This is a genomic window from Hymenobacter jeongseonensis (assembly GCF_015694725.1).
Lineage (GTDB): Bacteria > Bacteroidota > Bacteroidia > Cytophagales > Hymenobacteraceae > Hymenobacter > Hymenobacter jeongseonensis.
The window spans coordinates 59,250-82,358 of sequence record NZ_JADQDQ010000013.1 but is presented as its reverse complement, the minus strand read 5'-3'; the positions used below and the strand labels follow the sequence as shown (position 1 = coordinate 82,358).

General features: G+C 53.4%; 24 protein-coding genes. 13 read left to right on the top strand and 11 right to left on the bottom strand.

Annotation, left to right across the window (positions count from 1 at the left end; genetic code table 11):
* Positions 1-212: 212 nt before the first annotated feature.
* Positions 213-2,090, top strand: a complete 1,878-nt coding sequence (locus I2I05_RS19250) for an IPT/TIG domain-containing protein (protein ID WP_196283887.1) — start codon at positions 213-215, stop codon at positions 2,088-2,090.
* Between the two features lie 10 nt (positions 2,091-2,100).
* Here the strand turns inward: I2I05_RS19250 and I2I05_RS19245 are convergent, their stop codons facing one another.
* On the bottom strand, positions 2,101-2,985 hold the full coding sequence (locus I2I05_RS19245; protein WP_196283886.1) for a DNA/RNA non-specific endonuclease: 885 nt from the start codon (positions 2,983-2,985) through the stop codon (positions 2,101-2,103).
* A 214-nt stretch (positions 2,986-3,199) separates the two neighbouring features.
* Here I2I05_RS19245 and I2I05_RS19240 point away from each other — a divergent pair, with 214 nt between their 5' ends.
* The 8 genes from I2I05_RS19240 (at position 3,200) to I2I05_RS19215 (ending at position 7,416) form a co-directional block, all read left to right on the top strand.
* Positions 3,200-3,568 carry a tyrosine-type recombinase/integrase gene (locus I2I05_RS19240; protein WP_196283885.1) on the top strand — a complete coding sequence of 123 codons (369 nt, stop codon included), beginning with the start codon at positions 3,200-3,202 and terminating at the stop codon, positions 3,566-3,568.
* Positions 3,569-3,926: 358 nt separating this feature from the next.
* Positions 3,927-4,223 (top strand): helix-turn-helix domain-containing protein, encoded by a 297-nt coding sequence (locus I2I05_RS19235; protein ID WP_196283884.1) that lies wholly within the window; start codon positions 3,927-3,929, stop codon positions 4,221-4,223.
* A 268-nt stretch (positions 4,224-4,491) separates the two neighbouring features.
* Complete coding sequence (locus I2I05_RS19230) at positions 4,492-4,944, top strand: hypothetical protein (protein ID WP_196283883.1); 453 nt, start codon at positions 4,492-4,494, stop codon at positions 4,942-4,944.
* Positions 4,945-5,477: 533 nt separating this feature from the next.
* Positions 5,478-5,765 (top strand): type I restriction-modification system subunit M N-terminal domain-containing protein, encoded by a 288-nt coding sequence (locus tag I2I05_RS21995; protein ID WP_230688432.1) that lies wholly within the window; start codon positions 5,478-5,480, stop codon positions 5,763-5,765.
* Positions 5,734-5,952, top strand: coding sequence for a DNA methyltransferase family protein (locus I2I05_RS21990; RefSeq protein WP_230688431.1), 219 nt, complete (start codon positions 5,734-5,736; stop codon positions 5,950-5,952). Before I2I05_RS21995 ends, I2I05_RS21990 begins: the two co-directional genes overlap by 32 nt.
* Positions 5,949-6,077, top strand: coding sequence for an SAM-dependent methyltransferase (locus tag I2I05_RS22195; RefSeq protein ID WP_262895179.1), 129 nt, complete (start codon positions 5,949-5,951; stop codon positions 6,075-6,077). Before I2I05_RS21990 ends, I2I05_RS22195 begins: the two co-directional genes overlap by 4 nt.
* Positions 6,064-6,282, top strand: a complete 219-nt coding sequence (locus tag I2I05_RS19220; RefSeq protein ID WP_196283882.1) for a type I restriction enzyme endonuclease domain-containing protein — start codon at positions 6,064-6,066, stop codon at positions 6,280-6,282. Before I2I05_RS22195 ends, I2I05_RS19220 begins: the two co-directional genes overlap by 14 nt.
* Before the next feature lie 189 nt (positions 6,283-6,471).
* A complete protein-coding gene (locus tag I2I05_RS19215) occupies positions 6,472-7,416 on the top strand; it encodes a tetratricopeptide repeat protein (RefSeq protein WP_196283881.1) in 945 nt (314 codons plus the stop codon).
* Between the two features lie 235 nt (positions 7,417-7,651).
* Here I2I05_RS19215 and I2I05_RS19210 read toward each other — a convergent pair whose 3' ends face one another.
* Both I2I05_RS19210 and I2I05_RS19205 read right to left on the bottom strand, forming a co-directional pair.
* A complete protein-coding gene (locus I2I05_RS19210) occupies positions 7,652-8,680 on the bottom strand; it encodes a DUF3871 family protein (RefSeq protein WP_230688430.1) in 1,029 nt (342 codons plus the stop codon).
* A complete protein-coding gene (locus I2I05_RS19205) occupies positions 8,655-9,554 on the bottom strand; it encodes an AAA family ATPase (protein WP_196283880.1) in 900 nt (299 codons plus the stop codon). The genes I2I05_RS19210 and I2I05_RS19205 overlap by 26 nt, the downstream gene beginning before the upstream one ends.
* 454 nt (positions 9,555-10,008) lie before the next feature.
* Between I2I05_RS19205 and I2I05_RS19200 the strand changes: the two genes are divergently transcribed.
* Complete coding sequence (locus tag I2I05_RS19200; RefSeq protein ID WP_196283879.1) at positions 10,009-10,191, top strand: hypothetical protein; 183 nt, start codon at positions 10,009-10,011, stop codon at positions 10,189-10,191.
* A gap of 97 nt (positions 10,192-10,288) precedes the next feature.
* The gene (locus tag I2I05_RS19195) at positions 10,289-10,588 is read left to right on the top strand and encodes a hypothetical protein (protein ID WP_196283878.1); all 300 of its coding nucleotides are present in this window, start codon (positions 10,289-10,291) and stop codon (positions 10,586-10,588) included.
* Here I2I05_RS19195 and I2I05_RS19190 read toward each other — a convergent pair.
* The 3 genes from I2I05_RS19190 to I2I05_RS19180 are packed head-to-tail and all read right to left on the bottom strand — an operon-like array spanning position 10,585 to position 13,540.
* Positions 10,585-11,208, bottom strand: coding sequence for a lipoprotein (locus I2I05_RS19190; RefSeq protein ID WP_196283877.1), 624 nt, complete (start codon positions 11,206-11,208; stop codon positions 10,585-10,587). The two genes, I2I05_RS19195 and I2I05_RS19190, sit on opposite strands and share 4 nt — an antisense overlap.
* A 41-nt stretch (positions 11,209-11,249) precedes the next feature.
* On the bottom strand, positions 11,250-12,293 hold the full coding sequence (locus tag I2I05_RS19185; protein ID WP_196283876.1) for an MAE_28990/MAE_18760 family HEPN-like nuclease: 1,044 nt from the start codon (positions 12,291-12,293) through the stop codon (positions 11,250-11,252).
* A 2-nt stretch (positions 12,294-12,295) separates the two neighbouring features.
* Positions 12,296-13,540 carry a DUF262 domain-containing protein gene (locus I2I05_RS19180; protein WP_230688429.1) on the bottom strand — a complete coding sequence of 415 codons (1,245 nt, stop codon included), beginning with the start codon at positions 13,538-13,540 and terminating at the stop codon, positions 12,296-12,298.
* A gap of 441 nt (positions 13,541-13,981) precedes the next feature.
* Here I2I05_RS19180 and I2I05_RS19175 point away from each other — a divergent pair, with 441 nt between their 5' ends.
* Entirely contained in the window at positions 13,982-15,685 is a 1,704-nt protein-coding gene (locus I2I05_RS19175; RefSeq protein ID WP_196283875.1) for a helix-turn-helix domain-containing protein, read from the top strand.
* A gap of 54 nt (positions 15,686-15,739) precedes the next feature.
* Here I2I05_RS19175 and I2I05_RS19170 read toward each other — a convergent pair whose 3' ends face one another.
* The 3 genes from I2I05_RS19170 to I2I05_RS19160 all read right to left on the bottom strand — a co-directional run bounded on the left by I2I05_RS19170 (position 15,740) and on the right by I2I05_RS19160 (position 17,213).
* On the bottom strand, positions 15,740-16,198 hold the full coding sequence (locus I2I05_RS19170; protein WP_196283874.1) for a murein L,D-transpeptidase catalytic domain-containing protein: 459 nt from the start codon (positions 16,196-16,198) through the stop codon (positions 15,740-15,742).
* A gap of 146 nt (positions 16,199-16,344) precedes the next feature.
* Positions 16,345-16,533 (bottom strand): hypothetical protein, encoded by a 189-nt coding sequence (locus tag I2I05_RS19165; protein WP_196283873.1) that lies wholly within the window; start codon positions 16,531-16,533, stop codon positions 16,345-16,347.
* Between the two features lie 488 nt (positions 16,534-17,021).
* Positions 17,022-17,213 (bottom strand): S24/S26 family peptidase, encoded by a 192-nt coding sequence (locus I2I05_RS19160; protein WP_196283872.1) that lies wholly within the window; start codon positions 17,211-17,213, stop codon positions 17,022-17,024.
* A 239-nt stretch (positions 17,214-17,452) separates the two neighbouring features.
* Here I2I05_RS19160 and I2I05_RS19155 point away from each other — a divergent pair, with 239 nt between their 5' ends.
* Complete coding sequence (locus tag I2I05_RS19155; protein WP_196283871.1) at positions 17,453-17,953, top strand: hypothetical protein; 501 nt, start codon at positions 17,453-17,455, stop codon at positions 17,951-17,953.
* 46 nt (positions 17,954-17,999) lie between these two features.
* On the opposite strand, the gene I2I05_RS19150 is transcribed toward I2I05_RS19155, so the two are convergent.
* The gene (locus I2I05_RS19150; RefSeq protein WP_196283870.1) at positions 18,000-21,836 is read right to left on the bottom strand and encodes a hypothetical protein; all 3,837 of its coding nucleotides are present in this window, start codon (positions 21,834-21,836) and stop codon (positions 18,000-18,002) included.
* A gap of 20 nt (positions 21,837-21,856) precedes the next feature.
* Entirely contained in the window at positions 21,857-23,053 is a 1,197-nt protein-coding gene (locus tag I2I05_RS19145; RefSeq protein WP_196283869.1) for a hypothetical protein, read from the bottom strand.
* Positions 23,054-23,109 lie beyond the last annotated feature (56 nt).

Here is a 23,109-nt window from a genome sequence, read left to right as displayed (position 1 = left end):
CTATTCGTGCTCCCCGCAGGAACAACTCCCTGTTTTTCCTGGCGTCGCCTGAGAGAAAAATTCCCTCTGTCCGTTGCTGGGTTTGCTTCCACCGGGGAATACGCGCCGTAACGCGTAGGTTTATCCCTGGTATCTACTCCTCCCCGCGCCCTATGCCCCTACTGCTACCCTTACCCCGACTGCTATGGCTCTGGGCCGGGCTCTTTCTGATCATGGGTCCGTTGCCCACCCAGGCCCAGACACCGCCGTACGCCTGGGCCGTGGGCGTAGGGACTACTACCCTGGGGCAAGTCGGCACCGTCGACCGCCACGACTGCGACATAACCGCCCTGGCCGTCACCCGGACGGGCGAGACCTACGTGACCGGCAGTTTTAAGCGGTCGGTGGAATTCGGCGCCACAACGCTCGTCAGCGCCGGGGAACAGGACGTTTTCCTGGCCAAGCTCGACGCCACCGGCCGCGCCCTGTGGGCCGTGCGCGCCGGGGACCGGGGGGATGACATGGGGTTTGGCCTGGCCGTGGACGCGGCCGGCAACGTGTACGTGACGGGCACCTTCCGCTACTCCGCCGCCTTTGGGCCCGTGGCCCTCACCACCGGCGGGAACATCTTTGGCTTCGTCGCCAAGTTCGACCCGCAGGGCGGGTGCCAATGGGCCCTGTCCGTCCCCCAGGCCGGCAACGTCGGCGCGGTGGTCGTAGACGCCGCCGGCGACCTCGTGCTCAACGGCACCTTTTCGGGGGCCACGGTGCAGTTCGGGGCCACCACCCTGCAGGGCCAGCCCACCACGGAGAACGCGTTCGTGGCCAAGTTGAGCGCGCAGGGCACCTGGGTATGGGCCGTACCCAGCGGCCACCGCACCGGCTCCCTCGCGCTGGACGAAGCCGGCCACGTGTACTGCACCGGCGCCTTCGGGCACACCAGCACGTTTGGGCCGTTCACGCTCACGGCCAACGGCCTGCAGGACGGATTCGTGGGCAAGCTGGACCCGGCCGGTCAGTGGCTCTGGGTACGGAGCGCGGGCGGCCCCAGCTACGATTACGCCGCGGGGGTGGGCGTGGACTACGCCGGCAACGTCTGGGTCGTCGGCGGATTTTACCCCCCTTCGGCGACCTTCGGTTCTATTACCATCCCCAATCGCGGCGGCGGCAACTTTGATGCCTACGTGGCCAAGCTCGATGCGAAGGGCAATTACCTCTGGGCCGTGGGGGCGGGCGGCACCGACAACGACGTGGCCAGCGACGTGGCCGTGGACGACGACGGCAGCGCCTACGTCATCGGTCAATTCCAGGATTACGGCATCGGGGGCACGTTTGGCGACATTGTGCTGCCCAACCTGGGACGGCGCTTTGGCCAGTGCTACGTGGCCAAGCTCACCCCCAACGGCGCGTTCGACTGGGTGGCCACGACGAGCAGCGGCACCTACGACGAGTTTGGGCAAGGCGTGGCCCTCGACCACCGGGGCGGGGTGTACGCGGCCGGCAACCACACCGGCCCTGGCATCGGGTTCGGCGCCACGACGCTCGTGGGCAACCCCGGCGCGCACACCGGGTTTCTGGCCAAGCTGGCCGACCGGCCGCTGGCCGTCGTGGCCAGCCTCTCGCCCGCTCAGGGGGCAGCCGGCACGAGCGTAACGGTTCGTGGAGCCCGCCTGGCGGGGGCCACGGCGGTCTATTTCAATGGCCAGCGCGCCGCTTCGTTTACCGTGACCTCGCCCACGACCTTGACGGCTGTGGCGCCGGTGGGCGTCACCACCGGGCCAGTCAGCGTGCAGACCCCGGCCGGCACCGGCCCCGCGGGCCTCGTGTTTCAGGCAGGCACCGTCACGGGTACCGTGGGAGCGGGCCGGCCCGTCACCGGCTGCTGGCCCAACCCGCTGCCTTCGGGCGAGCGGCTGCAGCTGGGAGCGGCACCAGGCGGCCGGGGACTCGCGGAGGCCGACCTCTACACCCTCGTGGGACAACGGGTGGTGACCCGGCCCGTATCCGAGGCCGGGGAAGTGACGCTGGGGACCGTGCCAGCGGGCTCTTACGTGCTGGTGGTGCGCACGCCCGGTCATGCCGCGGTCCGCTACCCGTTGCGGGTGCAGTGAGGAGCGGGTACTAGCTTGTGGGACCGGTGTCCACCCGCGCTTCCACGGCCTGTTGAACCGACGCCGGTACGGCCGATAAAATATCATAGCCCGTGGCGGCTTCAAGGGCGTCCACGCTAACCCGGTACGTGCCCCACGTCGTGCTGAGGCCATTATCGTTGGGCGTGTCAATGGCAATGACGCGGGTGGTGCCGCTCACCCGGGAGGCATCGTCATTCCCCACGGGCAGCACCACCACGACCTTCCAGCAACGGGCGGGAACCGTGATGCGGCCTTGGTCTACGGTAGATGCGTAGCCATTGGTGCCGATGCCGCCCCGGCCGTAGCTGCCACAGATGATGTACAACTCGTTGCCCTCGCTGACCAGTTTGCGGCAGTAGTCTTCCAGGTTCGCCCAGGTCTGCTGGTTGTTGCGCGGGGCCTGGGGCATGATGTTGGTCATGAAGAACGTGGCCGAGTTGTCCGCCATGGTGCTGGTCCTGTCCGCGCTAGGGCAATTGTGGCCGCGATCAAAGCCCGAGCCGGTGTAGCTGCTGGCCCCGGGCCTATACCAAGCGGCAGGGAGTTCGGGGTCCGCCCGGAAGTCATCCTGGCGAGCCGCGGACCCCAGCCACGTGCTGCTCAGGTGCCAGCTGACCCAGTTGGGCTTGCCCTGGTCTCGGTGGTAGGACAAGGCGTACTGTGCCTTCGACAGCAAGTAGTTGGTGGGCTGTGTCACCTCTGCCTTGGCCCCGCTGGGGTTGCCTAAGGTGAGGTGCTCCGGTAGCGCCTGGGGGGGCGGCAAAGGAACCGGGGTTGGCGTCGGAGTCGGACTTGGAGCAACTACATCCTTCTGGCAAGCCGTCAGGGCCAGCGTAATGAATAGGAGGTAGGAGCGAAGGGGGAATAAAAACATACGTATCGGGGAAAGGAAAGCGAATCTAATGCAGTAAAAGGGCTGACACCGTCAGCAACTCACTCTTTCTGCGCCCACTTGACCGCAAACTCCACTGACAACACTAAAAGCCGGCACTCCTCGGCTACTTGACTCCTAATCACTTCGAAACCCAACTCATAAAAACGTCCCGTTTGTGTCTGGCTTAGCTGGACCATCTCACCTCCGCCTAACCATGCAAAAGACACGGGATGCTGTCGTCATCAAAATGACCACTCGACCGCTGGAGATTCTGAGCCTTTATCAGAAGCAAGGGGTAGAGCCGTCGGATTACATCTTCCCCTTTTTGAGTTCAGTACGGGACTATTCTACTCCAAAAGTCTTATTCAAAGCCCTTTCTTCCGCTACGACCTACGTCAACAAGGATTTAAAGACCATTGCCCGGCGGGCCAAATTGGACGTTCCTATTAGCTTTCACAGTTCGCGGCACACGTTCGCAACCCTGGCCATTTCCAAGGGGATGCCGATAGAGTATGTGTCTAAACTGTTGAGACACGCATCCATCAAAACCACCCAGATTTACGCCAAAGTTGAAAAAGCTTGACGAGGCAATGGACGTCTTTAATCATTAGTATGCGGACCTGGGTGCATCGGGACCTTTTTTGGCTGCTTTTCCTCCTTTGTGGCCGGCTGCCCTCGTGGCGTTTATGAGTTGAATTGGGCGCAAAATCGATACGGCGGGGGCACGGAGGGCCTGCTTTTGATTTTTTTTCAAATTTCTTCCTGGAGATTTTAAGTTCTCCAAAAAGGCCTTCAAGCCTATGAGAGGTACGGGTTTTTTATGAAAAGTTCTACAGAATGCTCTGTGGGTCAGTGGTTTAATGTGAAACTTGTAGCGGCCGTGTGCGTTTGGCACATATCCTCGAGGATGTACAGGTTACTTCACCTTAAACCCAATGTAAATGGCACCACCCCCAGTAGAACTTATTGTTTTCGACAGCGCTGCCTATAGGGCACTCCTGGAGGAAACCTTCGCGCTTGTCAAAAGCCTGTTTGAGCGTGAGCAGCGCGTCGATACTTCCCAGTGGCTTAGCAACGCCCAGGCCCAACAGCTGCTGAAAGTAAGCAGGCGGACCCTTCAGACTTGGCGGGATGCCGGGCTGCTAAGCTTCAGTCAGATTGGAAACAAAATTTACTACAGCAGGCCGGAGATTGACCGCTTGCTGCTGAACCACGCCCACAAGTCGTTCGCAAAATAATCACCTGGCTGGCATCAACCCGCAGTAGACGGCAAGGAAGAACGCAACGGTGACCCACGTTTGCCATCGGGCTTGGACCATTGGCCTCGGACAGCCCTGGTCCTGCCAAATCACAAACAAAATGGAAGTAAAAATTCGAGGTCCTGACCGACCAGGGCACTCTATGCCCACTGGTGTGCCGTGCCGGCATGCCCTTGCTAAAAACTTCTGCCTGTTTTATCACGGGCCAACACACCTACACCTCCATCATTTATTTTTCTTCATCATCATGAAAACCATCGAGAAACAGGGCGCATATTATGCCCCGACCTTTACTGACTTGTTTGTCCTTCCTGAAAATCCGGAAGTAAGCCGGCCAAGCGCTTCTTGGCCTGAGGAACAAAGCCCGCGTTCCATGTTTGAGCGCTTCTTTGGCGGGCCGATGAACCCTCTTCCCCCTTTTTCAGCCGAAGATGTGTTCTTGGGCCAGGAACGGTGGTTGCGGAAATTTTTTTCACAAGCGGAGCTGGGGCAGCGGCTCAATATTCCTGTCTCGGATGTGGAACAGGCCATTGTCGCTCATTTCGAAACGGCCAGGAGGCTTTACGACGATTACCAGCGCTCAGTCGTTGAACCTGGCCCCGGTGAGCAGCGCCCGTATGTTCCGGGCGACGGCACAGATTCTGAGCCGTCGCCGCAAACCTTCTTCTCGAACGAAAACACCACCGAAAATGGACGCTAAGCCAGTCGGGAAGAAAGCACCCGCGGCAATGGAGCCCAGCATACTGGTTCGCCTCTGGCGACTCGGCCGTTGGGAGTGTCCGGTTCACGGGTATCCAATGATAAGGGGGCAGCAATTTCAGGTAAATGGCAAGGCCTACAGATTTTTAGGCTGCGGGCTCCGGGAGTGTGAAATAGAAGGCTTGGGGGAGGTATTTCCAAAGCCGTTTTCTTTGCTGCCAGAGTTCAGTTATCTTCTTGCGCCTCCGTCCAGGGTAGTCCGGGCCATATTCCAGCGGCGGGTGAAACCCATCCGGTATAAACCGGATGAGCAGGATGGGCTGGAGCAGTTTCCGTTCTGACCCTATTGAACCATTAGGGGACCCGGCCACTCGCCACTCAAAAGCAGCTTATCGCCCCATTCCGATAATTGCTGAAGTTGCTATAAAGCCATAGCTTCTCATTTTGCATCAGCTTGACTTTGCCGCTAACCTCCGCTGAGGGGCCGGAAACCTTATATTGCATGCCCGGTAACCAAACTGACGGTTTCCGGGCATGCTTTTTATAACCTATACCCAACTGGAGAAAACACTCTGGAGCGCCGCCGACAAGCTGCGCGCCAACATGGATGCCGCCGAATACAAGCACGTTGTTCTCGGCTTGATTTTCCTCAAATACATTTTCGATGCCTTCGAGGCCCGGCACCAACAGCTCGACCAGGAGTTGAGCGACCCCAAAAGCGACTACTACGTGGCCGAGCCAGAAGCCCGCTACGGCACGCTGGAAGACCGTGACGAGTACACACGAGAACGTGTACTACGTACCCCCAGCGGCCCGCTGTAAGCACCTGCAAAGCCACGCCAAGCTGCCGACCATCGGCACCGAACTGGACGAAGCAATGGAAGCCATCGAGCGCGATAACGCCCGACTGAAGGGCATACTTCCCAAAATTTACGGTCGGCCTACGCTGGACAAGATGCGGCTGGGCCAGCTTATCGGCACCATCAGCATGGGGGCAGCGGGCACATGAGCAAGTACTTGCTGGGCCGTGTGTACGAATACTTCCTCGGCCAATTTGCCGATGCTGAGGGCAAGAAAGGCAGGCAGTTCTACACTCCTGCCAGCATTGTACAACTAGGTGATGGGCGACGATAAGCTGCGTATCATTGCCCGTGAGCTAGTGGACATTGTTCGCAAGAATACCGCTATAGACTGGAAGATGAAGGAAAGTGCACAAGCCAACCTGCGCCGTTTGGTGAAGCGTGTTTTGAATAAATACGGGTACCCGCCTGATTTACAAGCGCGTGCTGTAGACACGGTACTTGATCTAGCTAAGCAATTAGCCATGCTAACACAATAACAGGCTCTAGATGGCGGTGTGGTGAAGTTCGTGAATTCGTAAAGGTCTTCCGTGTAAACCACACCCCCGCCCCCTCTCCTGAAGATGTTTAAAAATATTGGTAAAATTCAATAACTTCTACTGGTAGGGCTTTCCATTTATGCACAATAATGTTAGCTTTGTCCGGGTAACTAAATTTCTTTTGAACAAATGTCAAGACGTAAAATAATAATTGTGATTGCTTTAACAATGCTCTTGGGGTTTATCGCGTTCATAGCAACATCACTTATCCGAACTAGTTTAGCTAATGACGAGGTGGCGGACTATTTACAGTCAGTTGAAAATATACGCAATTATCCCCAGGGATATGATAAGGGTGCGACTGCAGACACGGACCGACTTTTAGACGCGATTAAGTATGATGATGAGAATTATCAAGCTTATATCTTATATGCTCAATCGCTCCATAATGAAAGAAAATATGATGCGGCAATAAAGTTTTATCAAAAGACAATTAGTATCGCTCCTGACAGTATTGATGGGTACTGGTATAGAAGTCAGTGTTATGCGCATTTGAAAAAATACGATAAGGCGATTGCTGACATGACCAAGTGTGTTCAGCTTGACCCAACCTCGTACAGTAATTACTTTGCAAGAGCAAGGCTTTATGGCTCTGTAAATAATAGAATTAGTGCTATCAGGGATTACGACGAAATCATTAACAGAGAAGATTACAACCATCCGAAATACCCGAGTTTTGCTTTAGTTTTAAATAATAAAGCTTTTTCTCTAATGGAATTAGGCAAGTATTATGAGGCATTGCCTTTGCTCAATCATGCAATTTCATTGCAGCAAAATGATGATACTTTTTACGGTTCAAGAGGACAGCTTTACTATGCGGTAGGTGACTTTGAAAAATCTTATAATGATTTTAACCGTGCAATACGCATACTCGAAAAAAATAAAAACAAGAGTGGATGTGACGACCCTGCTTCCTACTACTATTATCGTGGGCTTTTGCATTCTCGCCTAGGACTTGCAGAAGCAGCTCGTGTGGATTTGCAACTAGCTGTACAAATGGGTTCTGTAAAGGCTGCCAAGCCCCTTCACCAAATTGAACAAGTTATCGGTAAGTCTTTGATTGAAAATATCTAGACGGTATTATCAATATTATCAATCTGTGGAGTTATTGCAAGTTGACAGACGGTCGGTCATCGTCGTAGGTTAAGCTTTTGTAGCGGGCACTCCAACTCAGGCTACGCTCTATCACCAAGAGACGCAGCCCCAAGCCAATCAATTGAATTACTGATACGCCATTATAATATAACCGCTTGAAAATAAACCCATCCAAGCATATTAATGCCTGGATGGGGTCCTGGAAGCAAGGTGTCTAGCGAAGGTACCAGCTGGCGCTTTGCCCTTCCAGCGCGTCCTGCACCTGCGCAGCGAAGTCCAAAGCATTGACGCTGCGGTCGAGGAATTGGTCGATGTATGTACTCTTGTTCACGCCTGTGAACAAGTTATATGCCTTCCAGAGCGATATGTCACCGTTTTCGTCGCGGCAGAAGCTCTTGTCGCGGTAGTAGTCCTTGCACACCGCGGCGAGTTGCTGGTCGCCATAGAGCAGGGCTGGAATGTTCGCCTTGACCGCAACCGGAAGGTGCTGGTAGAGGCGGCAGCGGCCGACGAGCTGGGCAAACTGGTGCTCGGTGAGCGAGTACTCGGTGAGGGCCTGCATCTGGCGCAGGTGGCGGCGCGGGTCGTAGCTGCGCAAGAGGCTTAGAATGGCTTTTTGGAGCTGCTCCAGACTGCTTGCCCGCACATCGCCGGCGTATCCGTCGCTTCGGACGCAGAGGTTGGTACAAACGAGATTCTCAAAGCCGATGAACAGCTTGAAGTGCTCAACAGCGCCCTTGCGGTTGTAAAGGCTGTCGAGGTTGTACGCCTTCACCCCCCCGACCACCAGCGTGAGCGGGTTGCCGCCGACGGTTTCGAACAGAGTCGGGACTTCGATGCAGAACATCATTCGCTCGTAGTAGATAGTGCGCTCCCAATCGTGAAGCTGGGCGGCGGGCTTGTCCTTAGCCTCGGGGATGCGGCCCTTGATGGGGTGCGACACCCGCACCTGAGGTGCTAGAATCTGCTCGCCACGGAATACCTCGCGCACGGCTTCGGCGGTGACCTGGATGAAGTCGGACTGGCTTATGAGTGGCTCGTTGTCCTTCACGAACACGGGAATGATGTGGTCGCGCCGAATCTCGGCGAAGCTGCTGGAGACGGTGTTGGCCTCGATGAAGGCCCGCGAAGTTGATTCAGCCGGAGCCTGAAAATCGAACGAGGCCGACTCTCTCGAATCGGCCTCGCGGGCAATGTGCATCGGATGAGTGGGGGCGCTAAGCCGCATGAGGGAGGTTTCCATGGTATTGTGATTGGGTTTGGGATGAGGAAAATTGGGTAATTGGAAGCGTAAGTAGCTGGTGCTTGCGCTGCTGAAAATCCGGTTTCAGCGCAGCCTGTAGTTCGGGCGTGAGGGTGTAGTAGAGTTCAGCCAAGGCGGCCAGGCTCTCGCATTCGGAAACGAGCTGCTGGCTGGCTGTAGGGGTGGGAGGGAGAGGGGGCTCGGTGCCAGCCTGGCACCAGCCCAACAAGGCTTCGCCCGTCGCTGACCCTGGTCGGAAAGGGAGTTGGCCAGCGAAGAGTCGGGTCCGATCCTTCGTGGCGGTAGCGTTATAGGCGCGGTCGAGCTCAAGCACCAGGTCAAACTCGTAATCAAGGCCATCGCGCTGGATGGCTTTCATACCGACCTTCTCAGGCACCTGCTTGCCATTCTTGTCGGCTAGCACGTACTCGGTCTTCGCTCTGACCGTCGCGATGACGTGGGCCGAGGAGGTAAGCATCCGGCTGATGAGGGCGTTGTGTCGTGGCGTCACCTTGCTCCAGGCCGTGAAGGAGTTGCCGGGCAGGTTGGCGTGGTAGTCAAGCAGGTTTTCCCACTCGTGGGTCAGCGAGTCGAGGATGATGACTTCCGCTCCGGCCGCTTCGCAGGCCTCAATGGCTTGGATGTAGCGCTCCGGGGTGTGCGGAGCCTCGAGCGTGAGCACACGATACGGGCCTTGCTCGGCGTAGAGATGGCTCGAGCCGTACTCGGTGTCAATGACGACGATGTTGGGCCAGTGACCCGCCGTTAGGCCGCTGGCGATAAGCAGCGAGCCGAGAGATTTGCCGGAGCCGCTCGGGCCTTGGAGCAGGAGCCGGATTCGGCACCTTGTTCGTGATGATTGTTGGATGTTCATGAGTGCATCTGATGAATTTAAACTGGTGAGATTTGGACTGACCCACCTGGGTAGTTGGTATGTTCTCTCGTCGAGGCGGGGGTGTCGCCGTTTCGCTTCGAGGCCCGGGGGATGTTCCTGTCTTGGTATCTGGGCTCGTGCATACAAGCCGTGGAAAAATTTCCAATTTTTTTCGCGTTGGTACAGGTAGATGGAAGCGCAACCCAGGGCCTTAATCCGGCCACTTGCGGCACCCCCGGCCCGTTGATGCCAAGGCTCAAGGTGCCCTCGACGTAGAAGATGACAACAAGCGAACCTAGCCATCAAGCTGGCCAAGTCGAGCAGCAAAACGTCGTGGTAGCCATCTATGTATTACGAGAAGCGACGTGTTCGGCATCGCTCCCCGAAACCAATGAAAGGCCCGTTTGGAATGAGTGCCCACGCTCGCATCCGCGCTTTTTCCGACCTCCCTGTCATGGATTTCACCTTCTGGGTCTGTGTGCGCCTGATGGTCGTCACTGCCCACTTGCCTCATATCTCCTACCAGCAACTCAATGTGTTGCTCTTCGTGCTGCTGCACCCTGCCTTGATGCTGTTCTTCTTCTGGCGCTACCGCGTGTACAAATGGTGCTACTTGGTGAGCTTGCACCGAAGCTAAGGCGGTGCCGTATTTTTCTGGTGCGTGAGGATGCGGGCCAACGGCAATACGCTTTGCGTGAACTGTTAAACGCTTTGCGCTATGTGGTGCGCACAATTTGCCGCCTTGGGCCACGTGCTACCAGCAGTGGGCGCGCTGGCGCGGCGCCCGCGTGTTCGTGGGCTTGACCGAGGATTTGCGCGAGGTGCTGCGCCTGAACGAGGCCCGGGCGGCGGACCCAAGCGCCGTGGTTTTCGATTCGCGCACCTTGCAAAGCACGTCCATGAGCGGGCACCGGGCGGGCTACGACGAGGCCAAGCGGCGCAAGTGCAGCAAGGTCCAAGTGGCCGTCATCATGCTCTTGGTTAATTCTTTTAGGTTGTACAATTGTAGATTGATAGTTTCAGCACTCTTTTAGAAATCCTGCCTTTTATCATTAAGCGTTTTGTCAATTGTCGAATGCAATTCTTTTGAATATTCACTCCTAAAGTAATAATTCGCATCACACATATCATTAAAGATTGTTAGGTTTATGACCCTATTTTTTTCAATCCAATAATAGCTATAGACGGACTCACCCTCATTTATATTAACAGTATAATATCTGCCCTCAGTTTCGTCGGAGTAGGAGGCGTCGCTTTTCAATTCTTCTTTTGCAATTGCCCCATATTTCTTAAAATAACTATCAACAATAAAGTTTTTGTCTTCTTCATTGACCTTGAAATTAAGATAATGGACGCCTTCACCGGCACGAAGCGAGAAAAGGCCTTTGGTATAAAATTTAATATTTACACTTTCCAGCATTTTCTCCCCTTCGGTATCAGTGTAGGTATTATAAAACACTGACCCCTTTGCGCTATTGGAAAGAGTCATTATGTTACCAGCTTCAGATGGAACCAAATCCCCTTCTTTAATAGCCTTATTTATTTCACTTTCTGCAGGGTAACCTAACTTGATACCATAAATTGTTTCAGGATGTTTATTATTGCATCCCGCTAAAGTTAAAATTGCCAGCAAAAGGATAAATATTTTTCTCATAAAGCTTTTTTTGGGTTTTGAACTCTATTTCTTAACATGTTCTAAATATTAAATTTGAAAATTTCAGCTCCAATCTTAGCGCCATTGCTTAACATAACGCCCACTTCATCTCCTGATTTAGGGTTTACAGTTTGTACAGTAACATTATTGACCCGCAAGGAGGTCACATGTGCATAGTTGCACCGCAAACTGCTTTTCACGGCAACCCATTCGCCAACTTTTATTTCATTTGAATTAGTCGTAAGTATCAGAGCATTTGCTTGCTTAAAATACTCTGTAACATTGCCTAGATGAACACAGAACGTCTGACTCTTATCCTGTTCGCAAATATTCCATTGCACAAATTGAACAAGCGTCTCGCAAAGGAGAAAGATAAAGTCACCTAAAGCAAGCAGTTCACTCATTCCTAAAAGGTCATCTACCCCAATAGGCCCATGAGCACAGTCATTTCTATAGCTAATAAAATTTTTTATTTGTCCTTCAACGCTGTACGATTCGGCTGAACACATTAATCCTAGTTGGGAACTACTATCATTAAGCCACGGTGCCACTTCAGCAAGCCCAACTTTTGCAAACAAACTAATTAGCTCGTTATGGCGCAAGTTAGGTAATCCATCAGAAAAGGCTTCGGATATAAATGAGTACTTTCCATTACCTGATAACCCTGCGTATAGTCCTTCAATAAGCGATAGTTCGGTTAGGTGCTCTGTCCTTGCCCCCCCGAATCGTTGTAAAAGGCCCCCAATACCATAGCGATAATTCGCACCGACTTTCGGCGGCAAATCATTCCAATCAGGAAATATTCTTTGTAGGCTTCCCAACCACTGCCGAATTAAATCAAAAACAAATGTTTCGTACAGAGCATAAAGCTGTGTTACAAACGCGCTGTAATCATTAATGCGCCACCGCAGTTGTGAGGGCAATATATTTTGAGCAGCAAGATAGTTTGAAGCACCTATTTTTATTGCAGATTGAGTTAAATCACCGTCTTCTGCAAAATGCTTGCGAATATTTTCGTTAACCTGGGCTATTAACTGTAACTGAGTTATATTTTTTCGGAGATTCTCAAGTCCTACAGAGAGCATATCTATACGGCTAGAATGCTTTGATACATGCCACGCACAAGCTCGATACGCGCTAGAACATCCTTTTTTGTGTTGCCACGGCCCGTTAAAACGCCAGCTGAGTCCTCTTTAAAAAGTTGCTTGGTTGCATCCAGTATCAGGTCTTTTTTATCCCAAAGCTCATCCTTCTTATCAAGAAAGTTTGAGAGACCCACCATTATCGCATCTGTGTATGCTTTTTGGGGAGACAAACCCCAGCCATCTTTTTTAGGGATGAATGGAATGAATAACTTATTTCCATAAATACCCGAAGCTATATCCATCACGCGATTGAACATGCCTTCTAAAAACAGTATATCCTCTTCATTAAATGCCCTAGCTCTTAGCATGTATAAATCTAAAAACCCCTGCATTCCTCGCTGATAATTTTCAGCATGTCTTAATGCGAAAAATCGTAAGATGAGTTCTATATCATCCAGTTGTAGGTAGAACTTGTTATCCAGTAGTTCATCTGGTGTCTCTTTGAGTTCCTTTTCAGTAAATGGGGGTATATCCCACGCTTCTCTAAATGCCTGGTTCCGGCTAAGCCGTTGTAACATTTTATTAAAAGGGCCTTGATATAGCGAATTCCTTATTTCTTGATTGCTGAGCTTCACCCCACCCGTATTGAGTCGCTCGAAAACAAGTTGTTTTAATATTAGGGCATCCTCATCGCTCTCTGCGGACTCATGTAAGACTGTTATCCACGAAATGGACCGTCTATCAATTCCAGCCTTTATACGTTCAGGCAATTTGTTGTAAGTACGTCCATTCAACTCAGGCCAACGGTCTAGCTTTTCTAATACAAGGTCATTGGAATAAAATGCCCGAATTGCTGATATCCGTTGTTGTCCATCCATAACCTCATACACGTTCGGCCTTGTCTCATACACAAACAAGGGTGGTATAGGGATATTTATAAGCAACGATTCAATAAGCTTGGACTGCCTTTCTGCATCCCACCTTTGGCGCCTTTGATACAGTGGCCGCGGGTCCATGTAACCCGGTCGCAACAGAGATTCATAGAAGTTTTGAAGCTTTTCGCGGTTTGTTTCTGTGACAATTCGTTCAGCTTTCAAGTCATACTTAGAATTTATCTGTTCATCAGAGAGCTTTGCAGGACGGGACTTAGGTGTTCTCACCCACATATCCTGTTCAGTAGGTGACACAGTTGGCATAGGAGACCCTTCGGGATTCATTTCAAAGCTGTTTAGTAGTTTCTGGAACATCCAAATGGATGCTAATGGCCGAGACTTTTCGAGTAAAGAAGACTGAAGCTGTAGTAAGCTCAAATCTATACAGAAAATAAACTACTCATTCGGCGGATGAGAATAGCTGGGGGGCTAAATCGATTTGCAACCGTGTTGTTAAAACCCACGCGTCAGTATCATCGAAGCTTGACTACCGAAGTATTATTCGGCAGCCGCGGAGGGAATAGACGTAGGACACAGCACAGCACGATAACCTCTAGCCAGCCCGCAAATTATAACCCCCGGTTCCAGGTTGAAAACGGGGTTTTTAGTAGATTGAGAGGGCGCTGAACCCTTAGACGCCAAGGGACTGGGGCCATCCCAAAGTGCGGGTAAGGAGCGCTGCTTACTTTCGGGCCTAAAGCCCACTACATGTCGCCCCGTCCTGCCCGAAAAAGCCTGGCCTCGCAGCGAACTCCTATGCGCGTTCCAGCCGCCTTTTCGTTTTCTGATGTATTTCGCTGCGAATTCGACGATGTGCCGACGACTACGGTTGAAAAGGAAAATCTGAAGAACACGGCCTACTATATCCTGAACGCACTAGTCAGGTACCGATACGACGGCCGGGCCCTTAGGGAACTTGAGAAGACGGGCTATCTGCCCTTGAACGCTGACCTACTGAAGGCGAATTGCGACAACCGGTACAAGCGCGTCCTCGAGGTGTTATGCCGGGAAGGAGTAGTGGAGGCCGAAAGCCAGACCTACGGGCCGGGTCGAAGCCGACGGTACCGCCTTTCACCGGCCATGGACCGGTCGGCCCCCGAGTTTAAAGAGCTCGACGGCACTATCCAGCGGCGCTACCTGAAGCATCAGGTTGCCGGGGCTAACAAGGCCGAGATAGGAGAAAACTCTCTCAAGCACCTGACAGTTTGGTTGAAGGGGACCCGGCTCACCGCACGGGTCGAAGATTTGCACTATTTCATTGAAGCAGCATTTCCCCGCGTCCAAGCTCTCGTCGCACGGTCTGGCTACCCGCCGGAAGACCAAGCTGAATTGCTGGGCAGGGCCGTGCTTCGGGTGAACCACCAGCTGGATTCAATCAGGAGGCTGGTCGCTGGCGAATTCCGGCCATCCAACACCGGGCGAGACGAACGCCTCCACTCGCTTCTGGTTCGCATGAAGCGCGAACTACGGTCGTTTTTGCTGTACGACGGCCAGCCATTGGTGTCGCTTGACGTACGGTCTTCTCAACCGTACTTACTACTCGTTCTGTTGTCGAAGGAATTCTACAAAAGAGCCGAAGCCAACTCGTTGAGCTGGGCGTCGGTGGTGTCGGGCAGAAACTTCTCGAATCACCACATACTGATTACACCAGACGCCAACCATCCATCATACTACTCCAAGATTCCGCTAGTTCTTTCGGAACTGTCTGACACACAGTTCGCAAAAAAGCAGGTATTTCCGAAAATTGCGTGGTCGGAGGGATTCTACAAGGACTTTGCCCGCAAAGTGACCGGGGGTGAGCCTACACCACCGCAGGTCGAGAAGATGAAAGAGGAGGGCATCTGGATGTTTTTCGAGCCAAAAGCCAAGAAGTTCAACTCTCGAATTTTCGCCCAGTTCCAACACCACTATCCCGTCGAAGCAGCAGCCATTCGGGCTGTTCACAAATTGGCTCCCAAGCTGCTTCCGCTGCTATTGCAGCGCCTGGAGGCGCGGATTCTTCTACACGGGGTGGCCAAGGACATTGCCGGGCGCTTGCCTAAGGCACCTTTGCTTACCGTCCATGATTCCATCCTGACGACCCCTGCCTACGCGACCCACGTGAAGAAACTGATGGCAGCCGGGTTGAAGAAGTACGTCGGCGTGACCCCGGGAATCAAAGAGGAGCTTCTCACGGCCGAGAAAGAGTTCGCCAGCACTACGCTAGAGAATGTGGGGAAACCGGGAGTAGTGAAAGGCGTCGATTCATTCGCCGAGAAAATCTTCAAGTCCGCAGTCAAGGCATATAAGAAGGCCAAAAGGGATGCCCGACGTCGTAAAACATCCCCCATGTCCCTGGCCCACCACGGGTTGGACCCTCCAATTCTGAATGAGCTGCCGCAACACGAGGGCAAGCACTTGTTTTCTCCCCGCTTCTACCACCCTGACTGGAAGTTGCCAGAAAATGCGGAAGGCCAGTAGCGAGCTTGGCAAACGGATGACTCTGCCCATAAGGAGCAGTAGCAGAAATTGTCGCTACTCGATGCCGAGCAGAATGGGCTTGGGGCTGTGGTCGGTGTACCCGGCCAGGGTCTCGAGAAACGCGGGATTCACGGTGGGGCAGCCTTCACTGACGCAGATGGGTTCCGGTTGGGGTTGGGGTGGGATGCAGCCGTGCGCATGCAAGAGCACAGCTCGGGCGAACATATTGCTGTTGGTCGGGTCCAGGCCTTGGAACTTGTAGGCCTTGCCGAACTGCCCCCGGTAGCGGTACGCCACCCTGGCCACCCCCCGGGAGCTGCATTTGGAGCCGTACGTGTTCGAGTAGCGGACATTGCCTAGTACATCCGTGCGCCCGTTGCAGCACAGCCCTTGGGCCAGCACCCGATTGTGCTGAATGTCCACGACGAAGAAGCGGTTTTGGTCCGATGGGCGGGAGAGGTCGGCGTAGAAGGCCATGTCCTGGTTGACTCCCGGTTTCAGGTGGTGTCTCAAAACGGTGCGACAGCGGGCAACAAGTTCTGCTTCTTCGGCGACTGGCTCTCTCTCGGTGGAGCAGCTGCAGATGAACATGCTGCCCATTAGGGCGAGCAATACCGCGGTGAATCGGTTTGGGAAATTAGGCCAGGCCATGCTGCCTGCTACTTTGAATCGCCGATGAGTACCACAACGCCCCAGATGAGAAGCCCAGTGCTCGCCACACCAACCAATTTTCCGGAGAAGGTGTATTCACCTAGAAACATCATGAGAATGGAACCAGCTACGAATCCTCCGATGAGCAGAGCTGCGAATTTTTTGTCCTCTTTGCGCTGTTCATTTTGTTCTGCCACGATGAGGTGCTTGTAGATGAGCGGACAAGATAGATGCGGCCAGCCTTCATGACCCTATCCGGGATGTGAGAAATTTGACGCTTCCAATCTGTGAGGTGGGGGTGGGTTGGTTCTCTCGATGTACCGGGGGGGAGTTCACTTGGTACACGCCGCTCGTGCACACCTGCTTCGGCCCATTTTCCCCATTTTTTTCTGACAAGGCGGTTTCCCTCAAATTGAGACGGAGTTTCCCACATGCTCGTTGGGTCCCTTCATGTACCACTTGAAAGCGTCTAGGTCCAGATTCGTTGCCCGTCTACTTACCGAGTTAGCTATCTAATGTACTGGGGGCTTCGTACTAGAGGCTTCGTGCCGTGCACACGCTGACCAGGACCCAGAAATGCGCTTGTTTCGACTACCCTTTCAATCACGCGCACTCACCCTTCTAAACGTGTGACGTTTGAATGTCTCGCAAAGAGCAGCCGGTTACTTGCGTCCAAACACGGTTCTCAAATCGGCGTCCCTCGTTTTACCCGGGCCAGGTAGGTGTGAGTCGGATGCGGCAGCAGTATTCGATTGAGGTCGATGCGCTCGCCGCGTTCATCCTCGGCTGGGCTTGGAAATCCGGCAGGGATAGCGGTTTCGCACTCGATGAGCCACACGGGCTCGCGAGCAACTTGTAAAATGTCAATGGTATCCATGTCCTTTGGGTGTTGTAGGACGCAAGTAACGACAGTCTTACTAATAAAGTTAGCATAAAGTCATTCAATTATGTTAGTATCTAATGCTAATAGGCTTTCTGCTTGTTAGGTTAATGAGTAAGAAACTACATACACAAACCTTCAATGGAGACCCTAAAAGCGTGCGTTAGTATTCGCCCGAAAATCTCCTTATACATCGGCGTACATTCACTCTCTCTTCACATATTACCCGTACTATTATGCTTGTACCCGTTACTGTTCGACACTGGCTTTTTCATAGCCTATTGCTACTATTCCCGACCACAATAAGGGCGCAAGCACCAGTTCCTACGCTATTAGATGACTTCAACCGGCCGGACAGTCCGACGGTGGGCGCGGGCTGTGTGGAAACCGAAACCACGGCGGGCACGGGCGCGGCCATTATGAGCAACCAGCTGAAGTTGAGCAGCGGGGTGCTGGGCAAGGAGTATGCGTCTCGGGACGTGTCGACGCGCTACAGCCCGGTGCTGCGGCAGAACGCGGACCAGCTGACCTGGCTGTTTAACATGCAGCAGTCGCGGCCGAACCCGTCGGGGTTTGGACCGAATAACTACGGGGCGGCGTTTGTGCTGGCGGGTAGTGCGGCGGACTTCACCACGGGCAATGGCTACGCGGTGGTGTATAGCAACGCTAGTCAGCCCGACAGCCTGAAATTAGTATCAAAACATCACTCGAATTTTATGTCTTTTACATTGGCATAGCCCAATTAGTTAAATACCACAACAGTTTAAGTTAAGTGACACAAATTCAGTAACCAAACTGGTCTTCGCGGTCGGCGCGATGACGCTCGTTCTCGGCCTGAGCTTTGAAATCATTATGTAAGCCCCGCAGGATACGGGCCGTGGTAGGGTAGCGTGTTTGCAGCTTTTGAGCCCAATTGGCATAATCTGCGGCTAAATTCTCCTCTCGTCGGCCGCCATCCACCGTGTGAGTCCGGCCGTGGATGTTATATCGGCCCATGTGAATGTGCCGCGCTACAGTTTCGTTGGCGCCTTCCTCTTCCAGCAACTGGCAGACTGCCTGAGGAGGCCAGACGCCGTCGGTGCCGACAGGGGCGTGGCTTAGAAGCAACCCCAATTGAATGTCGAATCCCTTTATAATCCGCTTCTCAGATGCTAATTCCCTGGCTTGGTTTACCCAGTCGTGTAGGTAGGGTCCATCTAAGGTGCCATTTGGCTGTACACCTGGCACGGATTCCCAGTGGTGCAGGATACTCCACGCCTGACTAGCGAATAGCTGTTTGATTTCGCGTTCTTGCTCGGGTAAGGCTTCAATTTCAGTTTCAGACGCATTGTCAGGTTTGTAAAGACCTTCGAGCAGTTCAATATAAAAGGCAGGATTGCGCTCAAGCTCTTCGTTTAAGAGTTGGGGGTTTTCAAGGGGTACCGCTGAACTGAAGAGAAAGGCCAACTTTATAGCTTGGCTACGGTATTCAACCGGGGCGTAGGGTAGTTCGCTCAGCAGTGTTTCTAACTCGTAGCGCTGAACCAGCGGTTGGTCTGTTTTAAGCTGAGCTGCGAGCAGAGCTTCCAACGTAGCTAATACCAAGGACGCAGGCAGCCGCTCATTGTCGTGATGCTGTAGCATTGTAAGTACATTGGCGGCAGCTTCTGGACGGCCATGTGTTAGGAAGTTTTGTACTGCTTCGGGTGCTTCAGCATCATTTTTCACGTAGTGCCATGCCCGCTTCCAGTATTCGGCCACAACTTCCGGGCCTAACTCCTTCGCCAGATGCCAGGTAGTCGCCTTCATTGGCATGTTAGCCAGCCATATGCCGGCTTGGTTGGGCTGCCAGGCAATATTTTCGCTGAGAACCTCGATGCGGGCATTCTCTTCTCCCAGCGCAAGTATAAAACTGGATGCGAGGCCACGCCCGAAGTCGGCTTCGCGCTCCTCAACAGCTGCTGCGTAGCGCTTAAAAAGCTGCAATTTTTCAGCGTCACTAATGTGCGTACTCTGCCCGCAAATGCGCCCTAGCCAAAAAGGATTTGTTATAACAGGTAGTAACTGCGAAATCGCTTCATTGCCTAGTGCAGCTAGTATTTCGCTCAGCGCCTGTTCTTGACGCTTGCTAATAACCTCCTCCGCATCTGCACTGCTGCGGCGTTCTATTCCTTCCGGTAATTTAGGCCATTGCTCGAAAAGCCAAGCGTGCCGGCTAATTAAATCCGATGGCTGGAGCTCCTCATAGAGTAACGCTAAAGGAGCCAACTGCGCTTCACTCCATGTCCAGTCGGCTTGTTTAAACGAGCGGTGCCGGTTGAGAAGGTCGCGCAATTCTTGAAGCAGAGTCAGGCGGTCGGATTCAGACAAGGGCACCGATGCCAGCTGGCTGAGAGCGGCTAAAACCTGCTTACGCAAGCCAGCATTTGGCAGTCGGGCCATCCATTCCGGGAGCTCACCCATCAACTGGCCCCACCGTTGAGGAATAGTACCCGCCGCGTGAAGCACCCGTTCAGTCAGGCCAATTAGGTAATTGTGGTATTCTTTTATAGGTGTTCTCTGGTCAGGGTTAACCCCCCAGTCTCGCCACTGAAAAGTCGGGACGTGAGTGCCGAACGATGTATCGTGTGCACTGGGCAGCAGTAGCTTTAATAGCCGCCAACTTACCTCTGGTTCCATCTGTTGAATGCGGTCCAGTACTGTAAGCCGCTCCTCAACGCTAGCGTTGGTTTGTGGCCGCCATGTCAAGAAGATAGTCCGTAGAGAATTAATTGGCCGGTTCGCCAATTGCCCCCCTGGGTCAAGGCGCGTCAGGATGGCCAGTGCCAGGGTAGCATCGGGGAAGTACTGGGGAGGCCAGGCCAAGCCCTCCAAAGCCCAAAGTAAACCTGTGTGGTGAGCCGTACTGTGAAAAAGACCAGCCTCTTCCTCGAACAACTTCACCAACGCCGGAGCAGAGTTGCGCAGGCCTTGCAAAATAGTAGACAGGAATACGTCTGGGGCCGCTTCCGCCAGCGGCGGCAAGTGGTTGTCGAGAGAAGCCAGCAGGTAGCCATTTGCATCCTGCAATGCATTAGCAACAAGCTGATGTACTTGGCCTCCAACCCAGCCAGGTACACGCCGAGCTGGTGCAGCTGGCGGAGTATGCGTGCTTAGCAGAGCTAATGAAGTAGTAAGGCCGTGGCGTAATGTATTGGAATAATCATCCTGCGGGCCGCGCAACCCGGCAAAACGTCTTTCGTCTGGGGCTAAGTCAAAGCGGGCTAAAGGTGCACCTAGTACATGCTGCACTACTTCGCTGAAGCTTTTGAGCAAGTCAGAAGTGAGATAGGCGGCCGTTTGCTCCCATACATCTGCAGGGTCAAGTATAAACCATTCTCTATCAAGCAGGCGTACCGGGGCCGCAGGCTGCTGTGCCCATGTCCTCAACAACGTTTCCATTGCCTGATAGGGCTGGCCACTTAGCATTTCTACTACCAGTTGGTCGCCTGGCGAAGTCGTTTGCCAACGGTTGAGTAGAAGTAGTGGCAAAAGTTGCCTGGCAACACCAGAATCTTGCCACCAGAGGTGGTGTAGAGATTTATCAGTTAGTAACGTACGGTGAAACGCGGTGAAGCTGCGCCGGGCTAGGCTGGCCTTTTCAGCAGCATCTAACCGAGTAAACGACGCCTGCTCTAATGCCTGCTGCAGTGCTTCCCGTTGCAGGGGAGGAATAGCGGTGTAACCATCTCGGAGTTCATTGGCTGCACGAGGCAGCAACACCCTATGACCCTGCCTTGTAGCCGCTGCTTGAAGCTGATTTATACGTTCTGACTCGAAGTTCACTAGCAGAAGCAGCGGCTCGTTAAATAAAATAAGTTGCTGCCAAGCCGACTCGCTGCTCACCACAACAGTCTGAGCTAACAAGGTTGTGCGTTCCGGCAAGGGCAGGGCTAGGAGACAGCTGGCAACAAAAGCGCGCGCCTCGTCGGCGGTGCTGGCGAATAGTGAGTGAACTTGGGGAGTCGCAGGAGCCGCAGTCAGCCAAGTAACAAGAGCATTCTGCGCGATTGAGCGTCCAGCGAGCAGCCAGTGCCCTTGCATCACCGGCGTTGTTTGGGCTGCCCAACCATCCCACCAGCTTTCTAAATCTTGCACGCCCTCAGGATGCTTGCCAAGTAGATGGGAAAGCCAAATGTGCGTGGCTGGTGACTCTGTAAGCCAAGCAATAAGGTCGTCTGCATCGTAAGCCCGAACGTCGCGCCACCTTCCTTCGCCGCGGCGCGCAGCTGCCCATTTCCGGCGCTGCCCCCAGCGACGCGGGGTGCAAAAGATGAACGTGGCGTCGCTTGGTTTCAACTCTAATGGTTCAGCCGTTCGGGTTTCATAGTCATCATCAGCTTTGCCTTTTTGACCTTTATTAGTACCCAACTCCCAACCGGTTGAGTTAGCGGGTACAAATTTGGTGGCTTCTTCAGCTGTCGTAATTCCGTCCCACCCGCCTAGTTGAACGCCCTCAGCGGATGAGAAGCTGATACTGGTGAGCGAACGGGTCGTCCTGCTAATGAGCCGACGTAGTAGCTCTGGGAAGGTTGATTTTCCCTCAAGCAGGTCAGCCCAATGTTCGAGGTCGGAAGCGGTAGCCAGCAGCTTATGCAGCATAATTCAAGACGTTAAGAAAGCTAATAATTAGGGTTCAAAAAAGGCCATTTCATGACCTGCGAGTTTGACCCAGTAAATAGCTGGCTGGCCAGCTGGGTATTGGTTGATGCAAGTTGCGCTGGCATTCCTTGCTGAATCAGTAACGCCCGTAATTCTTCCACCCCAATTGGAGGTAGCAGGCTATTACTTGGTATATTTCTTTCGTCTTGCTGTGGGTTAGTTATTATTACCCGGTGACCTTGTCGAGCGGCCATCGAGCATAACACGTACTGTCTTTCCGATAAGAAATCGAAAACCAGAATTAACTTTTTCTCTTCCCAAACTAATTCTTCCCAGACGTCCTCTCGTGCCACTAGCACAATGCGTCCCAGAAGCGTCAAGCGGTCATCCTCTGCCAGAGACATAACGCAGGCGGCCAGAAACGCTTGAGCTTCCCGAGTGGATTTTCCAAAAATAGGGAAAATAGCATCTCCCTCCTTAAGCCATTCTATTAGGCGGTCTCTGTGCTGTTGTCGACCAGCTATCAGCCAGTCCGGCTGAATCCTTATGTTTATCGAGAAAGCCCAGTCGGCCCACCAGTTTTCAAGGTCGTTGGTGCCTCGTACAGGCTTTCCCATCTGCCGAGAAAGCCAGAGATGAAGACCAGGGTGCTGGGTGAGCCAGGTGTAAATGTCACTCGCATCAAATACACGGATGGCCTTCCATTCATTTGCTTTTGTTTGCGCAGCTGCCCATGTTCTGTTGTCGGGCCATTCTCGTCCGATTACAAAAACTAATGTCGTTTTGCCACGGAACACTAGCTCTTCTGGTGACACTATACCAACTGGAGGTGCGGTCGGAGCCCCTACTGCCGTAACCCCTACTGCGGATGTAGCAGGCGGATTCTTCTTGGGCCGGCCTCGTTTTTTTGGTGGAGCTGGAGGCGCGTTGCGCTTCTCGAAATCACTTTTGACTTTAGATTGGGCATCCACGTTGGTACCAATTTCCCAGCGGGAAGCACCGGTGGGTACGAAGGTGGAACCATCCGCTTGTTCGACAATCCCATCCCAGCCACTGATGGCAATGCTTTCATAAGAACGAAACTGAAGGCCACGCACCGACAAGTCAGAACTCAGGATTAAGCGCTGAACAAGGTCTGGGAATAACCCGCGTTCTTCAAGCCTGTAGTGGCGTTCAGTTAAATCAGTAGCGGTGACCAGATGAGGGGAATGCAGCATTAAGAAGCGCAAAAAATCACATGCCTATTAGGCGCTAAATACTGCAGAAGCTCGAT